21 protein-coding genes and 1 tRNA gene are annotated in these 22,136 nt (G+C 52.2%); 13 read left to right on the top strand and 9 right to left on the bottom strand.

Annotated elements, in window-relative coordinates:
* Positions 1–209: 209 nt before the first annotated feature.
* The 4 genes from AC3ISI_RS23715 to AC3ISI_RS23700 form a co-directional block, all read right to left on the bottom strand.
* On the bottom strand, positions 210–518 hold the full coding sequence (locus AC3ISI_RS23715; protein ID WP_483842887.1) for a DUF3077 domain-containing protein: 309 nt from the start codon (positions 516–518) through the stop codon (positions 210–212).
* Positions 519–1,025: 507 nt separating this feature from the next.
* The gene (locus AC3ISI_RS23710; protein ID WP_489334064.1) at positions 1,026–2,177 is read right to left on the bottom strand and encodes a PIN domain-containing protein; all 1,152 of its coding nucleotides are present in this window, start codon (positions 2,175–2,177) and stop codon (positions 1,026–1,028) included.
* A 124-nt stretch (positions 2,178–2,301) separates the two neighbouring features.
* Entirely contained in the window at positions 2,302–3,024 is a 723-nt protein-coding gene (locus tag AC3ISI_RS23705) for a hypothetical protein (protein ID WP_489334063.1), read from the bottom strand.
* Between the two features lie 282 nt (positions 3,025–3,306).
* Positions 3,307–5,094, bottom strand: coding sequence for an AAA family ATPase (locus AC3ISI_RS23700; protein ID WP_489334062.1), 1,788 nt, complete (start codon positions 5,092–5,094; stop codon positions 3,307–3,309).
* A gap of 55 nt (positions 5,095–5,149) precedes the next feature.
* Between AC3ISI_RS23700 and tnpB the strand changes: the two genes are divergently transcribed.
* Together tnpB and tnpC are read left to right on the top strand one after the other, a co-directional pair.
* Positions 5,150–5,509: an IS66 family insertion sequence element accessory protein TnpB gene (gene tnpB / locus AC3ISI_RS23695; RefSeq protein WP_489332793.1), complete on the top strand. Its 360-nt coding sequence runs from the start codon at positions 5,150–5,152 to the stop codon at positions 5,507–5,509.
* Positions 5,510–5,526: 17 nt separating this feature from the next.
* Positions 5,527–7,080: an IS66 family transposase gene (gene tnpC / locus AC3ISI_RS23690; RefSeq protein ID WP_489332794.1), complete on the top strand. Its 1,554-nt coding sequence runs from the start codon at positions 5,527–5,529 to the stop codon at positions 7,078–7,080.
* Positions 7,081–7,146: 66 nt separating this feature from the next.
* Here tnpC and AC3ISI_RS23685 read toward each other — a convergent pair whose 3' ends face one another.
* From AC3ISI_RS23685 to AC3ISI_RS23670, 4 genes are all read right to left on the bottom strand, one after another.
* On the bottom strand, positions 7,147–7,626 hold the full coding sequence (locus AC3ISI_RS23685; RefSeq protein ID WP_489334061.1) for a hypothetical protein: 480 nt from the start codon (positions 7,624–7,626) through the stop codon (positions 7,147–7,149).
* Entirely contained in the window at positions 7,623–8,813 is a 1,191-nt protein-coding gene (locus AC3ISI_RS23680; protein ID WP_489334059.1) for a dsDNA nuclease domain-containing protein, read from the bottom strand. Before AC3ISI_RS23680 ends, AC3ISI_RS23685 begins: the two co-directional genes overlap by 4 nt.
* A gap of 1,316 nt (positions 8,814–10,129) precedes the next feature.
* Entirely contained in the window at positions 10,130–10,459 is a 330-nt protein-coding gene (locus AC3ISI_RS23675) for a hypothetical protein (RefSeq protein WP_489334057.1), read from the bottom strand.
* 164 nt (positions 10,460–10,623) lie between these two features.
* Positions 10,624–10,708, bottom strand: a tRNA-Leu gene (locus tag AC3ISI_RS23670).
* A 105-nt stretch (positions 10,709–10,813) separates the two neighbouring features.
* Here AC3ISI_RS23670 and queA point away from each other — a divergent pair.
* The 6 genes from queA (at position 10,814) to AC3ISI_RS23640 (ending at position 16,896) form a co-directional block, all read left to right on the top strand.
* Positions 10,814–11,863 (top strand): tRNA preQ1(34) S-adenosylmethionine ribosyltransferase-isomerase QueA, encoded by a 1,050-nt coding sequence (gene queA / locus AC3ISI_RS23665; protein ID WP_140668445.1) that lies wholly within the window; start codon positions 10,814–10,816, stop codon positions 11,861–11,863.
* Between the two features lie 14 nt (positions 11,864–11,877).
* On the top strand, positions 11,878–12,993 hold the full coding sequence (gene tgt / locus AC3ISI_RS23660; RefSeq protein WP_489337777.1) for a tRNA guanosine(34) transglycosylase Tgt: 1,116 nt from the start codon (positions 11,878–11,880) through the stop codon (positions 12,991–12,993).
* 43 nt (positions 12,994–13,036) lie between these two features.
* Positions 13,037–13,372 (top strand): preprotein translocase subunit YajC, encoded by a 336-nt coding sequence (yajC, locus tag AC3ISI_RS23655; RefSeq protein WP_007982729.1) that lies wholly within the window; start codon positions 13,037–13,039, stop codon positions 13,370–13,372.
* A 64-nt stretch (positions 13,373–13,436) separates the two neighbouring features.
* Positions 13,437–15,305 carry a protein translocase subunit SecD gene (gene secD / locus AC3ISI_RS23650; RefSeq protein WP_489334055.1) on the top strand — a complete coding sequence of 623 codons (1,869 nt, stop codon included), beginning with the start codon at positions 13,437–13,439 and terminating at the stop codon, positions 15,303–15,305.
* A gap of 9 nt (positions 15,306–15,314) precedes the next feature.
* Complete coding sequence (gene secF, locus AC3ISI_RS23645; protein WP_489334054.1) at positions 15,315–16,229, top strand: protein translocase subunit SecF; 915 nt, start codon at positions 15,315–15,317, stop codon at positions 16,227–16,229.
* A gap of 118 nt (positions 16,230–16,347) precedes the next feature.
* A complete protein-coding gene (locus AC3ISI_RS23640; protein WP_489334053.1) occupies positions 16,348–16,896 on the top strand; it encodes a glycine zipper 2TM domain-containing protein in 549 nt (182 codons plus the stop codon).
* Positions 16,897–17,148: 252 nt separating this feature from the next.
* Here AC3ISI_RS23640 and suhB read toward each other — a convergent pair whose 3' ends face one another.
* Positions 17,149–17,967 carry a type III secretion system regulator SuhB gene (gene suhB / locus AC3ISI_RS23635; RefSeq protein WP_007948182.1) on the bottom strand — a complete coding sequence of 273 codons (819 nt, stop codon included), beginning with the start codon at positions 17,965–17,967 and terminating at the stop codon, positions 17,149–17,151.
* A gap of 145 nt (positions 17,968–18,112) precedes the next feature.
* Here suhB and trmJ point away from each other — a divergent pair, with 145 nt between their 5' ends.
* The 5 genes from trmJ to iscU all read left to right on the top strand — a co-directional run bounded on the left by trmJ (position 18,113) and on the right by iscU (position 22,129).
* Positions 18,113–18,883 (top strand): tRNA (cytosine(32)/uridine(32)-2'-O)-methyltransferase TrmJ, encoded by a 771-nt coding sequence (gene trmJ, locus AC3ISI_RS23630; RefSeq protein WP_140668441.1) that lies wholly within the window; start codon positions 18,113–18,115, stop codon positions 18,881–18,883.
* 2 nt (positions 18,884–18,885) lie between these two features.
* The gene (gene cysE, locus AC3ISI_RS23625) at positions 18,886–19,662 is read left to right on the top strand and encodes a serine O-acetyltransferase (protein ID WP_007948179.1); all 777 of its coding nucleotides are present in this window, start codon (positions 18,886–18,888) and stop codon (positions 19,660–19,662) included.
* A gap of 238 nt (positions 19,663–19,900) precedes the next feature.
* Positions 19,901–20,392, top strand: a complete 492-nt coding sequence (gene iscR / locus AC3ISI_RS23620; protein WP_007948177.1) for a Fe-S cluster assembly transcriptional regulator IscR — start codon at positions 19,901–19,903, stop codon at positions 20,390–20,392.
* A 50-nt stretch (positions 20,393–20,442) separates the two neighbouring features.
* Positions 20,443–21,657, top strand: coding sequence for an IscS subfamily cysteine desulfurase (locus AC3ISI_RS23615; RefSeq protein WP_489334052.1), 1,215 nt, complete (start codon positions 20,443–20,445; stop codon positions 21,655–21,657).
* Positions 21,658–21,742: 85 nt separating this feature from the next.
* Entirely contained in the window at positions 21,743–22,129 is a 387-nt protein-coding gene (gene iscU / locus AC3ISI_RS23610; protein WP_003443374.1) for a Fe-S cluster assembly scaffold IscU, read from the top strand.
* Positions 22,130–22,136 lie beyond the last annotated feature (7 nt).

The following is a 22,136-nucleotide window of genomic DNA, read 5'->3' as shown; positions in this document are numbered from 1 at the left end:
CAATTTGACTCGGTAACCTGAAGTTTCAGACTCTGCGAAGTACGCAAGATCCGCTGCGTGCTTCGTACGTATCAAGTTGTAAGCCAATAATCATGGACGCCATCACACGGTCCTTCTGCGGGAGCGAGCCTGCTCGCGAAAGCGCCAGCTCAGTCAATGCTGAACCGACTGCCGTCATCACAAGCAGTCCGCTCCCTATTTTTCAGCCGCTACTCTTCAGTCGTCGCCGTCCGCTCAGGTGTCGCCGCAGAACTGCGACCCCGCCCAAGCACCTTCACCGCATCATCAACCACCGCCTTACTCATCGCCGTCAAATAATGCGCAGCCCAGGCATGGCGGTCGGTGTCTGTGGCGTAGGCCGCATCTTCGTTCAGCTTCTTGGCGAGAAACAGAAAGTCAGAAGCCATGGCTAATGCATCGCCGAGAGGGACGCCGCGAGTGACGTGGAAGAGTGGTTGATCTGCGCAGTAAATTGCAGGTGTTAGGCCGATGGTTTTCAGCTCGGATTGATCGGTCATTGGCCACCTCCGATGACTGAGAGGCGGTGGGAGAGGGTGGACAGTGGGGCGTTACGCAACTGAGAGTCGCGTTGAGGGAAAAGCCAAGTTTTGTACGGATTGATGCTGCGCATTATCAGACTCCTTGATATATGGAGCTGCCATATCCGTTTCCACACGAATGGGTGACAGCTGTGCGCAGGGTGGAAAACCGGGAATCAAGGAAACCGGCACGCCCGAAGGCGTCCCACGCACAGCCGCCATAACTCTCGCTGCAGGCATAAAAAAAACGCCTGATGACGTGTCTGGGGCGCTGTTGCGCCTTGAATTACACGGGTTTCCACACCCGGTCGCTGAATTGGCAGCGACGGTGGGAGGGTAGCGCGCAGGCTCTGTCTGTGCAACCTTAGAAACAAGTTATTCTGCCTGAAACAATTAGAAGTTATATTGTTTGTGAAGTGGATGATGGATTTATAACCTGGTTTCTGTAGTTATAATCAGCGTGGTGTATCGCTGGGTTTTTTTAATCTAAATTAAACTGACAGTACCGGATACATACTCTATATCAAGTTTGCAATTGTCGTGACCGATGTAGCTCGAGTGAGCCAGTAGGGAGTCTGGCGTGAGTTCTTCTAAGAAATGAATTACTACCTGGCCAACTACCCTGGAGTTTTTTGATGTATAAAAGTCACAAACTCCATCGCCATCCATGGAATCATATTCAATCTTGGATTTTTGAATAATCGGAAGATGCACCCAGTCGAGATACGATCCCGCGAAGCTTAGGGTTGCAGTAGAACTAAACTCGATAGGTAAAATGTAGTGCTTGGGGCCGATACAAGTTATAGATCCATATGAAATGTTAGTTATCGTGCTAGGGTCCAAGCCTTCTATACGAAGCCCCCAGTGTGAGGGAATTGCTAGTAATTCAGAGTTTTCAATGTCTCCGTCATCCCAGTATGCGTATTCTAGATCGGAACCCTGTGCGCTTATGTATTGCATTATCGCTTGATGAAAATTATCGCTATCCATAACTGCTTTGAGGTTTTCAATGTTCGCATCAAGCGAATCTAGTTTAGATAGGATGCTTTGTACCTCTGAGGATGCAATAAATGCAGCTAGGTCATCATGTAGAACAAAGTCTTTAACATTCTGTAGGTGTCCTTTGAGTTGACTATCTTTGCAGATGATTGTTACTTTCTCATTTTTGAAGGCTTCAGTTATGCATAAGCCGATAACTGCATCAGGTATATCTTCTCTGTTTTTGGGTTTTCTAAAGGCGCCACATCCTAGGAAATAATCATCCCAAAGTTTTGAGGTTAGGTCAGATGATAGGTTGAGTTTGGATGTGCATAGGTTTTTATTCCAAATGTTTGTTGAATTCAGGATATCGGTTTCTACAGTTTTTTCAAAGTCAGATAGGTTTTTCTCAATTTCTTCAAGTTTGGTTATAGGTATCCCTGATTTTAGGTATTGTTTTTTTATGTCTTTAATGTTTTGTTGGATGCTTTGTGTTTTTGATGTTATTTCATGAACTCGTTTCGAGTCATGTTCACGCGCTACCAAATCGGCAATGTACACTTGTACTATGCCCGATTTTGCTAGGCGAGATAGCACTTGCATGCTTTGTGAATTAAAGCCTTCTTGATGAAGTATGTTGGTATCAAGTGAGATTTTCATATTGGCCTGTGACAAGGTTGTGTGTTTTGGTTTAAAGATGTGGTCTGTACTTTTTAAACAATTTTTACTTATTTAAATTTAAACTGACCCATATTACCTATTTCCCCTTAGAGTTTTTTATATATTAACGGTGCTGTTTGATTCCGTCCGATCTGGATAGGTATGATGCTAGACTTAAAATTACTAGGCTCAATGTTGTAAAAACTTGGATAAAAACCATGTTGATTTCGAAACCCATACCAGCTATCCCAAATGCTTGGCCTACGTTTGTTAATGTGCCAACGTTCATCGAAAGGCTTATCGCTGTCCATGCATCGTTGCACTTCGTAAAAATAAGGTAGGCAGGTGCAGCGTAGAGATATATCTCTACATAGCTCTTCATTGCTAAAATGATGCGTTCTTTGCTGGTGAGGCCAGTAGTCGACTCTGAGTCTTGAAATGCATCTGTGACAAAGGCGTAGGTGATTTCAAGACTACGAGATACAAAGCGTATGACCGCGAGCGATACCAAGAGGTGTGTGGTATATAAAGTGGGAAAGTGACTTGCAAAAATTAGTGTTGCTGCTCCAAATGTTAGGCTAAACCAAAAATTGTAGGTGTTACTGAGCGTGACGAATCTCTTAAGCTTTTCTTTCGAATGCTCCGCGCATAAGGCTTTTATGCGTGATTTAAAACGAATAGCCCACCAAAAATCGGGGCTTAAAATGAGGGCCCATTCACGTCCAGGTTCCCAGTCGAAAGATTGGCGTCGTTCAATTTTCAGATAGTTGTAAATTCTACGTTTGACGATGTACGCAAGCGATCCATATATAAAAATGGCGAAAAGAAAAACTCCAACACTCAGCATCGAAAATTTGTCCTTAATTGTTATTGGGGAAAGTGGGGTAATTGGACGCCCCCGAAAATAAATAAATCCGTTCCCATTTTTTCTAACAACCAAATGGAAAGAAAATGGGAGGGATATTCTTTTAACGGTTAAAAACTATACCTGCTCTCTGAGTTACGATACGAGCCATGATTCATCCTTTATTAAGGTAAGTCTCGATTCACCCCTTTGTGGTTGCAGTTCGGCAACCATTCAGGAAAGTTTGTTTACCAATAATTCTCGCGTGTGATATTCGCCTATTAGCTAGCTGCCGAGTTTGGAAACTCTAATCTCGTGAAGAAACATTTTCTGTTTTTTTCCTTGGAATTTAGGTTCCCAATCAATATCTCGACTATCTCCGCTGTAATGGTATTCAGTGCCGGAAATTATTATTTGAATACCCGTCGCGCTAGCAAACACTTTCAATGCATCTATGAATCGTCCTAAATCGACTCCATGCATATCCTGTTGTTTGGGAGTATCAAAAATGATGAAAGATATTTTTTGCTTGTTCATCATATGAAAACTTTCTAAAAGGGCCGCATGATAAGCAAGAATTACCCGTATGCGCGTGCTGCCGCCCAGTTGAGAAATTCTTTCCCCACCAAAAATTGGAGTGAAATCGTTTTGAAATGTAATATCACTTGAAACATTATTTGTGTCGAGAATGGACATCCATTTCAACATATTTATGTTTAGAGTAGTCCGGAATTTGATAATTGAAGGGTTGGTTTGTCCGCCGATCTCCAATTCCTCTTTGTTTGAAATCGCTTTTTCCTGATGGCTTAAAGCTTCTAAGTATTTTATAGATAGTGCTTCTAAATTTACTAACGACTGCTTCTCATGCTCTAGGCTAAAAATTTTTGAGCTGGTTTGTGCTACCGCTTCGACCAATGCTCTTATTTCTGATGTACCTGATAAAGCATTCCTTTTTTCAATCAAAGTAGAAACCTGAGCCTTGAGCTCTATCCTCCGCTTCAAAAGTTGTTCGGAACGTAATTTTCCAATGTTGACGTTTCGTTCTAAATCTTTGAGTTGGTCTTTTAGGTATAAGAGATTTTTTCCATAAGACTCTGAGCTGAAAGAAAATAATTGGCAGCCCGCTGAGCTGCAAATTTCTTCAAATGAAGTGAATACTCTTTTCGCCTCCTCATTAAGGCTGAGTGTGTTTACTTCAGTTTCTATTTCAGCATGGATTTGTTGAAAACTGCGATCTCTTTTTGCGATATCAGTCAACTCCCGATCTAGTGTTCTAATCGAGTCGTTGTTCATTCCAATAATTTCGTCTAATGCCTCTGTAGAGGAGTTTTTGTTTGCTGAGCTAGACTGCAATTCTTCGAGCCGCTGGTACAAAGCTTTCAATTCTTGATCAATTGTTTCTTTATTTCCTGCGCCGTGAATTTTATGAGCGGCTTCGTATTCTTTTTTTAAAGAGTAAACTTGCCTGTCATAAACTTCTAATTCGCGTCTTGCGTCAATAAGCTTCTTTTTTTTGTCGAAAGCATTCTTGGGGGGTAGTCCTAGCAATATACGTAGAACTTCTGAGGATTGATCTTTAAGAAACGCATGTGCGGGACTATAGAATTTTCGATATCCATCTTCTTGGTCAAGATAGAATATTGGGAGTAAAGAGGAGAAGTATGGATTTGCTGCCTTCTTTTCGTCAACAGATACCAGTGCTTGTATATCTAAGTTTAGTGCATTGAATAAGTATCTGGTGTAATCAAGTTCGTTATAGAAGCTTTGTGGTGGGGATCCAGGAGTGGATATTTCTATATCTACATTTTTCGTAAAGGCACGGCGCGCTGTAAATACTCTATCGTTGATGAGTATATCCAGTTCGGCTCTAAGGCAATGCTCATAGATATCGTCTCGAAAACTGCTTGGATAGCCGAGGCAGAACACTATTGATTTTATGATGGGCGATTTTCCGCAACCGTTTGGTCCAAAAAGTTGTGTAACATCAGCTCCAAATTCTAAGTTTTCTGAGGCCCAGCCAGTGCCTCCACGAGGCAGAACTCTTGTATCCGCTCCATGAACTCCACATTCCAAGCTGATAGTTGACGGCTGATGCTGTGCTCCCGATTTCCATCAGGAGCCCATCACCATGATGCGTCCAAATGCCAGCGTCGAAAAAGTGTACCTCTACCCGAAGCCTGTAGATTTTCGAAAGTCCATCGACGGCTTGGCTGCGTTGGTCGAACTGGACATCAAAGTTGCGGTGTTCGACCCCGTGCTTTTCGTCTTTCTAAATCGCCACCGCAACCGCGTCAAAGTGTTGTACTGGGAGCGCAACGGCTTCTGCCTTTGGCTCAAGCGCCTGGAGTCGGAACGTTTCAAAACATCGCCCGATGCCACCGACGAGGCCATCGTGTTAAGCGTCCAGGAGTTGAACTGGTTACTCGACGGTTTTGATCTGTGGCGTAACCGCCCCCATCAGGTTTTGACTCCAAGATTTGTCGCCTAAAGGTTATAATCCGCGGCATGATTTCCATGCCTGACAACCTTCCTGATGACCCCGTGCGTCTCAAACAGATGCTGCTTGAGACGTACGAAGCGCGTGCACGTGATCAGGAAGTCAAAGAGGCTTACCAGACCCATATCGTTGATCTGAAAGAGCAGATCAAGTTGCTGCGTGACCGTATATTTGGCTGTAAGTCCGAACAAACGGTCGAATCCAACACGCCGCAACTGGCGCTGTTCAATGAGCCCGAAAGTGAACCGATGCCCGCCGTCGAGGATGCCGATGAAGAAGTCGTTGCTCCAGCTCCACGCCGTGGTAAACGCAAGCCACTATCTGCTGATCTGCCGCGTATCGAAGTCATCCACGAATTGCCTGAGCACGAACTGACCTGTGCCTGCGGTTGCCGCAAGCATGTGATCAGCGAAGAAACCAGTGAGCAGCTGGATATCGTGCCGATGCAGATTCGGGTGATCAAACACATCCGTAAAGTCTACGGTTGCCGTGGTTGTGAAACCGCTCCGGTCACTGCTGACAAACCCGCCCAGTTGATCGAAAAGAGCATGGCCAGTCCGAGCGTCTTGGCGATGCTGCTAACCACCAAGTATGTCGACGGATTACCGCTGCATCGTTTTGAAACGGTGCTGAGCCGACACGGTATCGATATCCCGCGTCAAACCTTGGCGCGCTGGATCATCCAATGCGGCGAGCACTTGCAACCGTTGCTGAATCTGATGCGTGATCGATTGCTGGAAAGTCCGGTCATCCACTGCGATGAAACCCGCGTCCAGGTACTCAAAGAGCCAGGTCGAGACCCGACCAGTCAATCCTGGATGTGGGTGCAAGCCAGTGGGCCGCCAGATCGAAAAGTCGTGCTGTTCGACTACACCTCCAGCCGTGCGCAGGAAGTACCGTTGCGCCTGCTGGAAAGTTATCGCGGCTACGTGATGACCGACGACTACGCGGGTTACAACGCATTGGCGTTGCAGCCCGGTGTCGAGCGGTTGGCGTGCATGGCCCATGCGCGACGCAAGTTCGTGGACGCGCAAAAAGTGCAGCCCAAGGGCAAGACGGGACGTGCCGATATCGCGCTGACGATGATCAACAAGCTGTATGGCATCGAGCGTGAACTCAAGGACGTCAGCGATGAACAGCGCTTTATGAATCGTCAGGAAAAGAGCCTGCCGATCCTGGCGCAGTTGAAAAGCTGGCTGGATAAAACGCAGTCGCAGGTGACACCGCAAAGTGTTTTGGGCAAGGCCGTTAATTATCTTGCCAGTAACTGGAGCCGACTGGAGCGCTACGTGGAGGCTGGGTTTTTACCCATCGACAACAACCCGGCAGAGCGTGCAATAAAACCATTTGTAATCGGTCGCAAGGCTTGGCTGTTCAGCGACACGCCCAAAGGCGCGACTGCCAGCGCGCAGATCTACAGTCTGGTCGAGACCGCCAAGGTCAACGGCCAAGAGCCCTATACGTGGCTGCGCCACGTACTGGAACGACTGCCGCATGCGCAGTCGGTGGCCGACTACGAAGCACTATTGCCATGGAACTGCTCGCCAGAGATGCCACGGTAAACGAGGCGGTAGTCTGGCGGTAGGTGTAGTTCATGGATCGGATACGAACTCTTAGTCGTAACAGTCTCATAATAACTCCATGTCTAATTGCCGATTCACACAGACGTTTCTATAAGCACGCCTTATCATAGATAGGTTGTAAGAAAGGTCGTCGTCGTTTGAAAGAGCTCGCTCTATAACTTTCTGTCCTAAAGCGGTAGCTATCATCCGGTTATCATTTTTTCGGATTGAAACTAGTCCAGAACGCTCAAGAAAGCTAATTGCCTTTACCGTACGAATTCGCAGTATCGCAGACCAGCCTATGTGTTGCGAAGATCCCTTGAAGCCGACCATCGCACTTTCGATCGACTCTCCTACTAACTGTCCAATCTCTGTAATCGCAGGTTTTCGTTTTTCTTTCGATAATAATAATACAACTATTGCTATCAGTGGGAGTTGGAATAAGGCTTCGTTGTTAAGATGATATTTTTTCTGGACTTCTTCGTTCGTGAACGATATTTCTATGTTTCGTCTGCTAACACTTTCGAAAAATTGGTCATAATTCATGATTTGCACCTCACTAAAGCGGAAAAGAAACCTCCGAGTAGCAGATTTGGATTGAGGTCGAAGATTATTCCTTGCTCCGTAAGACGACTTTCTAGCTGATGTATTTTGGGGTTTGCATCTGATAGCTTTAAACTTTTTCCGGCTTTGAATATACTATTGAATGCTTCATCTATATAGGAGGTTATTGAAATTATATCGAAATCAGACAGGCGGTTACGATTCTCTCTCAGCCATATATCCCAGCTAGTCTTGCATCTTGATGCGTATTCAATTTCTTCATTACTAGCGCCGGCAGAAGAAAGCGCTCTTTGAATTACAGATGCTGACTTTACGGCTCTTGGATCGTCACCTTGTAATAATGCCTTGTAGGCTTCTCTAGAAATACTCAAAAGGTCTAATAGATCGTTTATTTCTATTGAGGCGTTTTCGTTAATAGTTGCTTCGCTCAGATTAGCGATTTTTCCTGAGGATTTTTTTGATGTTAGATCTAACAAGCCTATTATGATTTGCTTGGACTCGTTATGGTCGAGATCAATTTCACTAAAATTATATATCGAGCTTCGCGCGAGTGCTTCGAAGTTATGGTTTTTTTCTTTTATGTACTGAACGTCAGTTTCAAATCTCAGTTTTGCCATTTTTACCAAGGCGTCACTCTCACAAATCTTGGTGGGACTGTCTTGGTTAAAACACTCGTTGAATTTTTCAGACAGAAATTTGACGTATTCGTTTGTTGAGTCTTTTGCGGTTATGCACTCAGCGATCGATTCTACTAAGTCATCTAGGTGTGAGTTAGTCATGAAAACTATTTCGGCGCAGGTTTCTGGAAACAATACTGTATGCTGCAATAGTTTTCCGCCAAAACTTTCCTTCACGGTCTTAGGGTCTTGCGTGGCCTTCTTGGTTTTAGTTGATTTTTTTAATCCGAATATTTCACTTATCGTCCAATTTTTGTTTGCTTTGCCTCTTGTTTTAACTTGTACGAATAAATAGTTTGCCCTGCCTGATTTCATTTTTCTAATTACAAAGTCATCATGATAGTCGCAATATATTCTGTCGGTTTCTCCACCTTCTAATATAGCCAGCGCTGCTAAACTGGCGGCTCGCACTTGCGCTTCGTAGCGTGCAAACGTGTCGCGGCCCACTTGTTCTCTTGGCTTGGCGGAATAAAATTCGTCATCAACATCCATGATTGGTCCATAAATTATGATTGCATCGAATCCAGGTGGGCGTACTGGCGGATTGCCCTGCCAGCTAGAATTGACCAAGCGGGCCACTCTCGCAAGCCTATTTGAACATCTTATTCGGCTCTGCCCTTTCTTCTCGACAAGATTGCATGGCATCAATCGAGTATTCCCTTTTTTTCGGCTTTTTTGTACTGGGTATGCCTCCAGTGGGTGGAGATTTCTATATTTGTCGAGACGAGCATCGATCTCGTGCAGAAGTGTAAATAAAGACGGACATCTCTGTGAAAAACTTAGCCGAAGAAAAAACTGCGAATTCGATGGCCCGTGTAGGGAGCCTCCCTCTAGGAGGATCCGTAAAATTCTGCCGGGTCGGGTGTCCCGTGTGAGCCGATTGAGACGGCACTTCGAATGCTCCAGAGCTATATGCGGCGTTGGTTTCCGCTGAGGGTTCACTCCGTGAAAAGGGGCGAGGGGAATGCTAATACGCTGGTGTGAAAAATTGAGGTGTTCCATGTGTTCCAGGTTCGCTGGAGACCACGTGCTAAAAGGCTTTTAGAAGTGGAACACTAAGTATGAAAAACCGGAACACAGTTGCGCGGAACACGTTTGGTTTTCCGCGAATGCTATTCCGGTTAGAGGGGAGGGCATCACTGCGTTTGGCAGTGATGCAGGCAGGTTATGCAGAAAGCAGTTACTCGATGGAGAAAGCGTCTGCCTTTCACGAATTTCGCTTTGACTAATGTGTCTTCGGCCCATGGGGGCCTGCAGTGGCAGGTAAAGATCCTGCAGCTAGCTGCAACGGCCCAACGCTTTGTCTGCGGCGGACAACTGCGCTGCAGCTTCTGTAAAGTTCTGAGCCGTTTTGTCCAGGCGTCGGCCCAGAGGTAGCGAGCTGCTCGTAGCTGATCTTGGAGCAGATCGGTCAATTACTGTTTGGTGGCCGCGATTGTTTCGTCGAGCTTTACGACTTCCGCCGTTAAGGCATTCACGATGGTGGCCACTCCTCGCTTAGCTAGTGTCAACGCCCCCGACACGTGCTTGAGAAGCTTCTCTGCTCGTTGTTCGTCCGTATTGTCTCCGTCACTCAATGCCAATGCATAACCGGCTGCTGCCTGTTGTCACGCAGATAGAGTCTGCTCAACTTCGGTGCGTTTTTTCGTTCTCCAGTTTCTGGAGTTTGGTTGAATCTTCGTACTCTCATCCGGCAGTTTTCTTAGATCCGTCTGCTGCATGAACAGTGGCAAATTTATTTTCGCCAAGACTAATCGGCTAGTGCGGTCCATGAATCACATGCTCCCCTCTTCGGGCAGCCTCATTATTCACTGAATATCTTTCAGGTAATCCCTAAGCGCGATGAGCGGCTCTGCAAGCTGCTCCATCGTCCGCACATCGCTGAAATCAGCAGACAACCGATGCAGCTCACGCCCTAGCGGCGTATCAACACCACCTATAGCCTCCAGCGCCAAACCCACACAGTGCGACACTCTAAACTGGATCGAGTCAACATCGCCCCTGCGCACGAGCAAGCCGAACACCTCCCGCTCATAATCACTCATGATCGGATCATCCCGCAGAATCGGACTTTCACCCTCCGACTCATAAGCCAGCTTGAGGGCGAAAAGGGCAACGGTTTCCAGTGGCAATTCCATTGTGTGAATCCTTGACTCGTTAGCCCGGCGGTTCGGGTTGTGGTGCCTCAAAAGCAGCGTTCAAAGCTCTTAGCCTTCGGCAGCAGCTTCACGACAGCCATGAGCAAGCTCACTTTCCTACAGACGAAAAAAAAGGCCTTGCTAAGCAAGACCTTTCTTAATTTTGGTGCCCCGAGGGAGACTCGAACTCCCACTCCTTTCGAAAACGGATTTTGAATCCGCCGCGTCTACCAATTCCGCCATCAGGGCAATGGCCGCGGAGTATAGAGATGAGATAACCGTTGGTCAATCAGGTACATGGAGAATTTTTGATATTTCCGCTAGACTTCCCGGCCCTGCTAGACGAACCCCATCATGCGCGTTGCTGACTTTACCTTCGAGCTCCCAGATTCGCTGATCGCCCGCCACCCTTTGGCCGAGCGTCGCAACAGTCGCCTGTTGACCCTTGATGGGGTCAGCGGCGCCCTGGCACACCGTCAATTCACCGATTTGCTCGAGCATTTGCGCCCGGGCGATTTGATGGTGTTCAACAATACCCGGGTGATTCCGGCGCGGCTGTTTGGCCAGAAGGCTTCCGGCGGCAAGCTGGAAATTCTGGTCGAGCGGGTGCTCGACAGTCATCGCGTGCTGGCCCATGTGCGTTCCAGCAAGTCGCCGAAGCCTGGGTCGAAGATCCTGATCGATGGCGGTGGCGAAGCCGAGATGTTGGCGCGTCACGATGCGTTGTTTGAGCTGGGGTTCGCCGAAGAGGTGTTGCCGCTGCTCGACCGCGTCGGGCATATGCCGTTGCCGCCTTATATAGACCGCCCGGATGAAGGCTCGGACCGTGAGCGTTATCAGACGGTCTACGCCGAGCGTCTGGGCGCTGTGGCGGCACCGACGGCGGGGCTGCATTTCGATCAGCCGCTGATGGAAGCGATTGCCGCCAAGGGCGTCGAGACGGCGTTCGTGACCTTGCACGTCGGCGCCGGTACGTTCCAGCCGGTGCGCGTCGAGAAGATCGAAGACCACCACATGCACAGCGAATGGCTGGAAGTCGGCCAGGACGTGGTGGATGCGGTGGCGGCTTGTCGCGCTCGCGGTGGTCGCGTGGTGGCCGTGGGGACCACCAGCGTGCGTTCGCTGGAAAGTGCCGCGCGCGATGGCGTGCTGAAGCCGTTCAGTGGCGACACCGATATCTTTATCTACCCGGGCCGACCGTTTCATGTGGTCGATGCCCTGGTCACCAACTTCCATTTGCCTGAATCCACGCTGTTGATGCTGGTTTCGGCGTTCGCCGGTTATCCCGAAGCCATGGCTGCTTATAAAGCCGCCGTCGAGCATGGATACCGCTTTTTCAGCTACGGTGATGCGATGTTTATCACCCGTAACCCCGCACCACGTGGCCCTGAGGACAAAGAATGAGTCGCCAAAGTCGTATGTCGTTTGAGTTGCTTGCTACTGACGGCAAGGCTCGTCGCGGTCGTTTGACCTTTCCACGCGGCACCGTAGAAACCCCGGCGTTCATGCCGGTGGGCACCTACGGCACCGTCAAGGGCATGCTGCCGCGGGATATCACCGCCACCGGCGCAGAAATCATTCTGGGTAACACCTTCCACTTGTGGCTGCGTCCTGGCACTGAAGTGATCAAGAAGCACGGCGACCTGCACGATTTCATGCAGTGGAAAGGCCCGATTCTGACCGACTCCGGTGGTTTTCAGGTGTTCAGCCTGGGCGCCATGCGCAAGATCAAGGAAGAGGGCGTGACCTTCGCTTCTCCGGTCGACGGCGCCAAAGTGTTCATGGGCCCGGAAGAGTCGATGCAGGTTCAGCGTGACCTGGGCTCGGACATCGTGATGATCTTCGACGAATGCACGCCGTACCCGGCTGACGAAGACGTCGCTCGCGTGTCGATGGAGCTGTCGTTGCGTTGGGCCAGGCGCTCGAAAGAAGCCCATGGCGACAACACGGCGGCGCTGTTTGGCATCGTCCAGGGCGGCATGCACCAGGACTTGCGCATGCGCTCCCTGGAAGGCCTCGACCAGATCGGCTTTGATGGCCTGGCCATTGGCGGTCTGTCGGTGGGCGAGCCCAAGCACGAAATGATCAAGGTGCTGGATTACCTGCCGGGTCAGATGCCGGCTGACAAACCTCGTTACCTTATGGGCGTTGGCAAACCGGAAGATCTGGTTGAGGGTGTGCGCCGCGGTGTGGACATGTTCGATTGCGTGATGCCAACCCGTAATGCCCGCAACGGGCATCTGTTCATTGACACCGGCGTGCTGAAGATCCGTAACGCGTTCCATCGCCATGATGATTCGCCGCTCGATCCGACCTGCGATTGCTATACCTGCCAGAACTTCTCCCGTGCTTATCTGCATCACCTGGACAAGTGCGGCGAAATGCTGGGGAGCATGCTCAATACCATCCATAACTTGCGTCATTATCAAGTGCTTATGGCTGGTTTGCGCGAGGCTATTCAACAGGGTACATTGGCCGCCTTTGTCGATGCCTTCTACGCCAAACGCGGGTTACCTGTTCCGCCTTTGGACTGAGTTTTCTGACCCCAAGATTCAACATTTGCAACTGGAGTGCTAAATGAGCTTTTTTATCTCTAATGCCATGGCTGACGCTGCTGCACCTGCGGCAGGCCCAATGGGTGGCGGCTTTGAGTGGATTTTCCTGGTCGGTTTCCTGGTCATCTTCTACCTGATGATCTGGCGTCCACAGGCCAAGCGCGCCAAAGAGCAGAAAAACCTGCTGAGCAGCCTGCAAAAAGGCGATGAAGTTGTGACCACCGGTGGTATCGCCGGCAAGATCACTAAAGTGGCAGACGATTTCGTTGTTCTGGAAGTTTCCGACACTGTCGAAATGAAGTTCCAGAAAGGCGCTATTGCCGCCACGCTGCCAAAAGGCACGCTGAAAGCGATCTAAGTTTCAACTTCATATTCAATCGACGGGGCGCGCAAGGCGCCCCGCGTCATAAACGGGCGGCGTGATGCTGAACAAATACCCTCTGTGGAAATACATTCTGATCCTGGCGGTGCTGGCGGTCGGTCTGATTTATTCCGCTCCCAATCTATATCCTGATGACCCGGCCATTCAGGTCAGCGGTGCTAGTACTGCGCTGCTCGTCAATCAGGCTGATCTGGATCGCGTGAGCGCTGCGCTCAAGGAATCCGGGATCAACGTCAAGGCTGCAACGCTGTCGGCGAACGGCAAGGGCGGTCTGATTCGTTTGACCAAGGCTGAAGATCAGCTGCCTGCCAAAGACGTCGTGCGCAAGGCGTTGGGTGATGACTACGTCGTTGCACTGAACCTGGCACAAACCACGCCGCAATGGCTGCGCAGCCTTGGCGCGCACCCGATGAAGCTGGGTCTGGACTTGTCTGGTGGTGTGCACTTCCTGCTGGAAGTGGACATGGACAAGGCAATCGACGCACGCTTGAAAGTGTACGAAGGCGATGTGAAGAGCCTGTTGCGTAAAGATAAAGTGCGCTATCGCAGCCTGCCGCAATTCAACGGTGCCATTCAGTTGGGCTTCACTGATGAAGCAGCCCGCGAAGAAGCCCGTGCGCTGATCCGCAAGAACTTCAACGATTTCGACATTGTTCCGGCTGACCTCAATGGTCAACCGGTGCTGCGTCTGGCGATGACCCCGGCCAAGCTGGCGGAAATCCGCGAATACTCCATCAAGCAAAACTTGACCACGGTACGTAACCGCGTCAACGAGCTGGGTGTTGCCGAACCGATCGTTCAGCGTCAAGGCGCCAACCGCATCGTGGTTGAGCTGCCAGGCGTTCAGGACACCGCGGAAGCCAAGCGTATCCTTGGCAAGACGGCCAACCTTGAGTTCCGTCTGGCCGCTGAGCCGGGTGCGTCGAAAGCCACCTCCGAAACTTTCGAGTTCCGTGAAGGCAAGCGTCCGCCGGCACAGATCGAGCGTGGCCTGATCATCACTGGTGACCAGGTGACTGACGCCAAGGCTGGCTTCGGCGAGCACGGCACGCCAGAAGTGAACATCCGTCTGGATGGCCACGGTGGCGAGCTGATGAGTCGTGCGACTCGCAGCAATGTCGGTCGCAGCATGGCGGTGATCTTCATCGAACAGCGTCCAGTGACCACTTACGTCAAGCAAATGGTCAACGGCGTCGAGAAAGACGTCGCGGTTCAAACGTTTAAAGAAGAGAAGAAGATCATCAGCCTGGCGACCATTCAGTCGCCGCTGGGTGCTCAGTTCCGCATCACTGGTCTGAACGGTCAGGGCGAGTCGTCCGAACTGGCGCTGCTGCTGCGTGCCGGTGGTCTGGCTGCACCGATGTACTTCGCTGAAGAGCGCACCATTGGTCCAAGCCTGGGTGCCGACAACATCACCAAAGGTATCGATGCATCGCTGTGGGGCATGCTGTTTGTCTCGCTGTTTATCATCGCCATCTACCGCTTCTTCGGCATCATCGCCACCGTCGCATTGGCGGTGAACATGGTGCTGTTGCTGGCCTTGATGTCTTTGCTGGGTGCAACGCTGACCCTGCCAGGTATCGCCGGTATCGTGTTGACCATGGGTATGGCGGTCGACGCCAACGTACTGATCTTCTCGCGGATACGTGAAGAGATCGCGGCGGGCATGACCGTACAACGGGCAATCAACGAAGGCTTCGGCCGGGCATTCACCGCGATTCTCGACGCCAACCTGACAACATTGCTGGTCGGCGGGATTCTCTTTGCGATGGGCACAGGTCCCGTCAAAGGCTTCGCAGTGACCATGTCCCTCGGGATCTTTACCTCGATGTTCACGGCCATCATGGTGACCCGCGCGATGGTCAACCTGATCTTCGGCGGTCGTGACTTCAAGAAGTTGTGGATTTAAGGGGCTGCCATGTTACGTACAATCAACTTCATGGGCGTTCGCAACTTTGCGTTCGGCGTCACATTGTTCCTTACGGCGCTGGCCATTTTCAGCGTCTTCCACAAGGGCATGAACTGGGGTCTGGACTTCACCGGCGGTACGCTCATTGAGCTGACCTACGAACGTCCGGCCGACGTCACCAAGGTGCGTGAGCAGTTGGTGACAGCGGGTTATCACGAGGCCATCGTGCAAAGCTTTGGTGCAACTACCGACTTGCTGGTGCGTATGCCGGGTGAAGATCCGCAACTGGGTCACCAGGTGGCTGATGCCTTGCAAAAGGTCGGTGGCGATAACCCGGCACAGGTCAAGCGCGTCGAGTTCGTCGGCCCGCAGGTCGGTGAAGAGCTGCGCGACCAGGGCGGCCTCGGCATGCTGATGGCGCTGGGCGGCATCCTGATCTACCTGGCGTTCCGCTTTCAGTGGAAGTTTGCGGTCGGTGCGATTGTTTCGTTGATCCACGACGTGATCGTGACCATCGGTATCCTGTCGTTCTTCCAGATCACCTTCGATCTGACGGTATTGGCGGCGGTGCTGGCGATCATTGGTTACTCGCTCAACGACACCATCGTGGTATTCGACCGGGTTCGTGAGAACTTCCGTGTGCTGCGCAAGGCATCGCTGATCGAGAACATCAACATCTCGACCACGCAAACCCTGCTGCGGACCATGGCGACGTCGATCTCGACGTTGCTGGCGATTTCGGCCTTGCTGTTCTTCGGTGGCGACAACCTGTTCGGCTTCTCCATTGCCCTGTTCATCGGTGTTCTGGCGGGTACTTACTCGTCGATCTACATCGCGAACGTGGTACTGATCTGGCTGAACCTCAACAGCGAGGATTTGATTCCTCCTGCGGCGACCGAGAAGGAAGTCGACGACCGTCCATAACGGTTATCGCTTTCCAGCTGTCTGCCAAAAAAGGCGCGAGTTGAACTCGCGCCTTTTTTTGTGCTCCAAGGCTGGGAGAAGCGCGGGTTTTCCCGCATGTGATGGTCAGGAGGTTCATGTGAACAAGTCGATGCTGGTTGGTGCGGTTTTGGGTGCTGTCGGTGTAACTGCCGGGGGTGCTGTTGCCACCTACAGCTTGGTTAAAAGCGGCCCTCAGTATGCGCAAGTACTAGCCGTTGAACCGGTCAAGACACAGATCAAGACGCCACGTGAAGTTTGCAAGGACGTTACCGTGACTCGGCAGGCGCCGGTCAAAGATCAGCATCAGATCGCCGGTACGGTGGTCGGTGCATTAGCGGGTGGCTTGCTGGGTAATCAGATCGGCGGCGGCACCGGCAAGAAAATTGCTACGGTCGCGGGCGCGGTTGGTGGTGGTTACGCGGGTAACAAGGTTCAAGAAGGCATGCAAGAGCGTGACACCTACACCACGACTCAAACTCGTTGCAATACCGTGAATGACATCAGCGACAAGGTTGTTGGTTACGATGTTCGGTATTCGCTGGATGGCAAGGAAGGCAAAGTGCGGATGGATCGCGATCCGGGTAACCAGATTCCGGTCGATAAGGAAGGCAAGCTGATCCTGTCGCAGAATGACGAGAACCGCTAAATACTCCGGTTTGAGAGTCAAAAAAAAGCACCTTTCGAGGTGCTTTTTTTGTGCCTGGAATACAGCTGCGGGAACACCTGAAACCCTGTGGGAGCCGGGCTTGCCCGCGATGGCGGTTTCACCTGCACTATTCATGGTGGTTGACACAACGCTATCGCGGGCAAGCCCGGCTCCCACAGGGGGTGGGGGTGATAAACAAATCATGGGCATAAAAAAAGCACCCCGAAGGGTGCTTTCTCTGTCGCTGGGCGCTTAGCGCTTCAGCGAAGGCGGCAGGTGCGGCTGGATCGCCGTCAACACTGCTTTGAAGCACTTGGTGTTACCGGCAACGACGTGGCCTTTTTCAAGGAAGTCGTGACCGCCGGTGAAGTCGCTGATCAAACCACCGGCTTCCTGGATCAGCAGGGCGCCTGCGGCCATGTCCCACTCGGACAGGCCCGACTCCCAGAACGCGTCGAAACGACCGGCAGCCACATAGGCCAGGTCCAGGCTCGCCGAGCCGGCGCGGCGGATGCCGGCGGTCTGGCCAACCAGGGCGCGGAACATGCCCAGGTAATTTTCAAGGTTGTCCATCTGATCGTCACGGAACGGGAAGCCGGTACCCAGCAGGGCGCCGTCCAGGCTGGTGCGACCGCTGACGCGCAGGCGACGACCGTTCAGTTGGGCGCCGCGACCACGGCTGGCGGTGAATTCTTCCTGACGAACCGGGTCCAGAACAACAGCGTGTTCCAGGCGACCACGGTATTTGCAGGCGATGCTGACAGCGAAGTGAGGAATGCCACGCAGGAAGTTGGTGGTGCCGTCCAGCGGATCAATGATCCACAGGTACTCTTCGCCTTCGATGCCGTTGCCGGCGTGCATGCCGGTTTCTTCACCCAGGATCGAGTGATTCGGGTAAGCCTTGCGCAGTGCATCGATGATTTTCTGTTCGGCGGCGCGATCCACCTCGGATACGTAATCCTTGGCGTCTTTTTCGTCGACCTTGATGGTATCCAGGCGCTCGATGGAGCGGAAAATCAATTCACTGGCGCTGCGGGCGGCGCGCAGCGCGATATTCAGCATGGGCTGCATGGATGTGTCACCTAAGGTTGTTAAAGAAAGCCGGGCATTCTATCAGAACTTTTCTACAGGTGAAGGTCGGTGTTCGCTTTCATAGCTTAACGGTAGTAGTAACTGTAAGATTCGGCTCCCTAATTCTGTGTTTGAGAGCGCCTCCGTGCTGCATAACATTCGTGTCGTCCTGGTCAATACCAGCCATCCCGGCAACATCGGCGGGGCTGCGCGTGCCATGAAGAACATGGGCCTGTCGCGGCTGGTGCTGGTCGAACCGCGGTTGTTCCCGCATCACGAAGCCGATGCCCGTGCTTCCGGTGCCGGGGATATTCTTGAAAACGCGCAAGTCGTCGCCACTTTGGAAGATGCCTTGGTCGGCTGCAATCTGGTGCTCGGCACCAGTGCGCGTGACCGTCGCATTCCCTGGCCGTTGCTCGATCCCCGCGAATGCGGTGTGAAAGTGGTAGAAGAGGCTGGGCAGGGCGCCGAGATTGCCTTGGTATTTGGTCGTGAAGATTCCGGCCTGACCAATGAAGAGCTGCAGCGATGTCATTATCACGTGCACATTCCATCAGACCCTGAGTTCAGTTCACTGAACCTTGGGGCGGCGGTGCAGGTGCTGGGCTATGAAGTGCGCATGTCCTGGCTCGCGGCCCAAGGGCAGCCGAGCAAGGTCGAGAAGGATGAAGTGGCGTCCACCAAAAGTGGTGAGCTGGCGACCATGGATGAGCTGGAGCGATTCTATGAGCACCTGGAGCAAACCCTGGTGGCCATCGAATTCCTCGATCCGGAAAAACCCCGGCACTTGATGGCGCGCCTACGCCGGTTGTACGGACGTAGCTCGGTCAGTCGGGCGGAAATGAATATATTGCGTGGCATCCTCACGGAAACCCAAAAAGCGGCCCGTGGCGAGCTTCTAAAGCGGAAGGATTAAAAATGTTCGAGCGTTTGCGTGAAGATATCCAGAGTGTTTTCCATCGTGACCCGGCAGCGCGCAACGCCTTTGAAGTTCTGACGTGCTACCCGGGTATGCATGCCATCTGGATTCACCGTCTGTCGGCGGCCTTGTGGCGCGCAGAGCTGAAATGGCTGGCGCGGCTGGTGTCGAACTTCGGTCGCTGGTTGACCGGGATCGAGATCCATCCAGGTGCCAAGGTGGGTCGTCGCTTCTTTATTGACCATGGTATGGGCATCGTCATTGGTGAAACCGCCGAGATCGGCAACGACGTCACCCTTTATCAAGGTGTGACGCTGGGCGGGACCAGCTGGAACAAGGGCAAGCGTCACCCGACCCTTGAAGATGGCGTGGTTGTCGGTGCGGGCGCCAAAGTACTTGGCCCGTTTACCGTCGGCGCGGGTGCCAAAGTCGGTTCCAATGCTGTAGTGACCAAAGCGGTTCCTCCGGGGGCTACGGTGGTGGGAATTCCGGGGCGGATCATCGTCAAGTCCGATGACGAGCAGGATGCCAAGCGTAAAGCCATGGCCGAGAAGATCGGCTTCGATGCCTACGGTGTCGGCGAAGACATGCCGGACCCGGTAGCGCGTGCCATTGGTCAGTTGCTGGACCACTTGCAGGCGGTCGATGGGCGTCTGGAGGGGATGTGTGGCGCACTGAAGGATCTGGGTAGTAATTACTGTGCGAAAGAACTGCCTGAACTGCGCGAAGAAGACTTCGCCTGTGTGAAGGACAAGGATCAGAGTCAGGCCAGCTAAACCACGCTGACCCCATCGCGAGCAGGCTCGCTCCCACAATTGAAATGCGATTCCCTGTGGGAGCGAGCCTGCTCGCGATGAACGATAACGCGCAATTGCTGGCTGTAACCGCCCAGCCTTTGCTATGATGCGGCCGCTCTTTTGTGGGTAAACCTGACTAAAGTACTAGGTCTTATAGTTGACTTAAATACTCGGGAATTGCATACTCGGCCCATTCTGAACTCCGTGGTAATTGTCCATGCGACTGACTACAAAAGGCCGATACGCCGTGACCGCCATGCTCGATCTGGCGTTGCACGCGCAGCACGGGCCGGTGTCCCTGGCCGATATCTCCGAGCGCCAAGGCATCTCTCTGTCCTACCTCGAACAGCTTTTCGCCAAGTTGCGCCGCAGCAATCTGGTGTCCAGCGTCCGTGGTCCGGGCGGCGGCTACCAGTTGTCCCGCGACATGCAGGGCATTCAGGTGGCTCAGGTGATCGATGCAGTGAACGAATCGGTCGATGCAACCAAATGCCAGGGTCAAGGCGATTGCCATTCAGGCGATACCTGTCTGACACATCACTTGTGGTGCGACCTGAGCCTGCAGATTCACGAATTTCTGAGCGGTATCAGCTTGGCTGACCTTGTGACTCGCCGTGAGGTACAAGATATAGCCCAGCGTCAGGACCAGCGCCGTTGCAACAGCAAGGCGCCACGCCTGGACAAGATTGAAGCGTCCGCCGTCGAATGACAGCCAAAGAGCTAACGGCACGCCAGCCAGCCTGATTTAGGAGATAGTCCATGAAATTGCCGATTTACCTTGATTACTCTGCGACCACCCCGGTTGATCCGCGTGTTGCGCAAAAAATGAGCGAATGCCTGCTGGTCGACGGAAACTTCGGTAACCCGGCGTCCCGTTCCCATGTGTTCGGTTGGAAAGCTGAAGAGTCCGTCGAAAACGCCCGCCGTCAGGTCGCCGACCTGGTCAACGCCGATCCGCGTGAAATCGTCTGGACCTCCGGTGCCACCGAATCCGACAACCTGGCAATCAAGGGTGCGGCGCATTTCTATGCGACCAAAGGCAAACACTTGATCACCACCAAGATTGAGCACAAGGCTGTCCTCGACACCATGCGCCAATTGGAGCGTGAAGGCTTCGAAGTGACCTACCTCGAGCCTCAGACTGATGGTCTGGTAACGCCGGCCATGATCGAAGCGGCACTGCGTGACGACACGATCCTGGTCTCGGTCATGCACGTAAACAACGAAATCGGCACCATCAACGACATCGCCGCCATCGGCGAATTGACCCGTTCCAAGGGCATCCTGTTCCACGTCGATGCCGCTCAGTCCACCGGCAAGGTCGATATCGACCTGTCGAAGCTGAAAGTCGACCTGATGTCGTTCTCTGCCCACAAAACCTATGGTCCTAAAGGCATCGGCGCGCTGTACGTCAGCCGCAAGCCGCGTGTTCGCATCGAAGCGACCATGCACGGCGGCGGTCACGAGCGTGGCATGCGTTCCGGTACCCTGGCGACCCACCAGATCGTCGGTATGGGTGAAGCTTTCCGTGTGGCCAAAGAAGACATGGCTGCCGAAAACGTCCGTATCAAAGCCCTGAGTGACCGCTTCTTCAAACAGGTCGAAGGCCTGGAAGAGCTGTACATCAACGGCAGCATGACCGCTCGCGTACCGCACAACCTGAACCTGAGCTTCAACTACGTTGAAGGCGAGTCGCTGATCATGGCGCTCAAGGATCTGGCAGTGTCGTCCGGTTCGGCTTGCACCTCCGCATCACTGGAGCCTTCGTACGTACTGCGCGCCCTGGGCCGCAACGACGAACTGGCACACAGCTCGATTCGCTTCACCTTCGGCCGTTTCACTACCGAAGAAGAAATCGACTACGCCGCGCAGAAAGTCTGCGAGGCCGTTACCAAGCTGCGCACTCTGTCGCCGCTGTGGGACATGTACAAAGACGGTGTCGACATTTCGAAAATCGAGTGGGCGGCACACTGATTTCAAGTCGCCGCGAACCGGCCCTGTCAAACCAAATTTTGCAGGGCTTAAAGAGCGACTCTCTGATGAGTGAGGAATAAGCATCATGGCTTACAGCGAAAAGGTCATCGACCACTACGAAAACCCGCGCAACGTCGGCAAGATGGACGCGGAAGATCCTGATGTCGGCACCGGCATGGTCGGCGCTCCGGCATGCGGCGACGTTATGCGCCTGCAAATCAAGGTCAACGAGCAAGGCATCATCGAAGACGCCAAGTTCAAGACTTATGGTTGCGGTTCGGCTATCGCCTCCAGCTCCCTGGCGACCGAGTGGATGAAAGGCAAGACTCTGGATGAAGCAGAGACCATCAAGAACACTCAGCTGGCTGAAGAACTGGCCCTGCCGCCAGTGAAAATTCACTGCTCCGTACTCGCTGAAGACGCTATCAAAGCGGCCGTTCGCGACTACAAGCAGAAGAAAGGCTTGATCTGACTTTCAG

The organism is Pseudomonas sp. GL_139_B (assembly GCF_057834475.1).
This window is presented reverse-complemented; position numbering and strand designations above follow the sequence as displayed.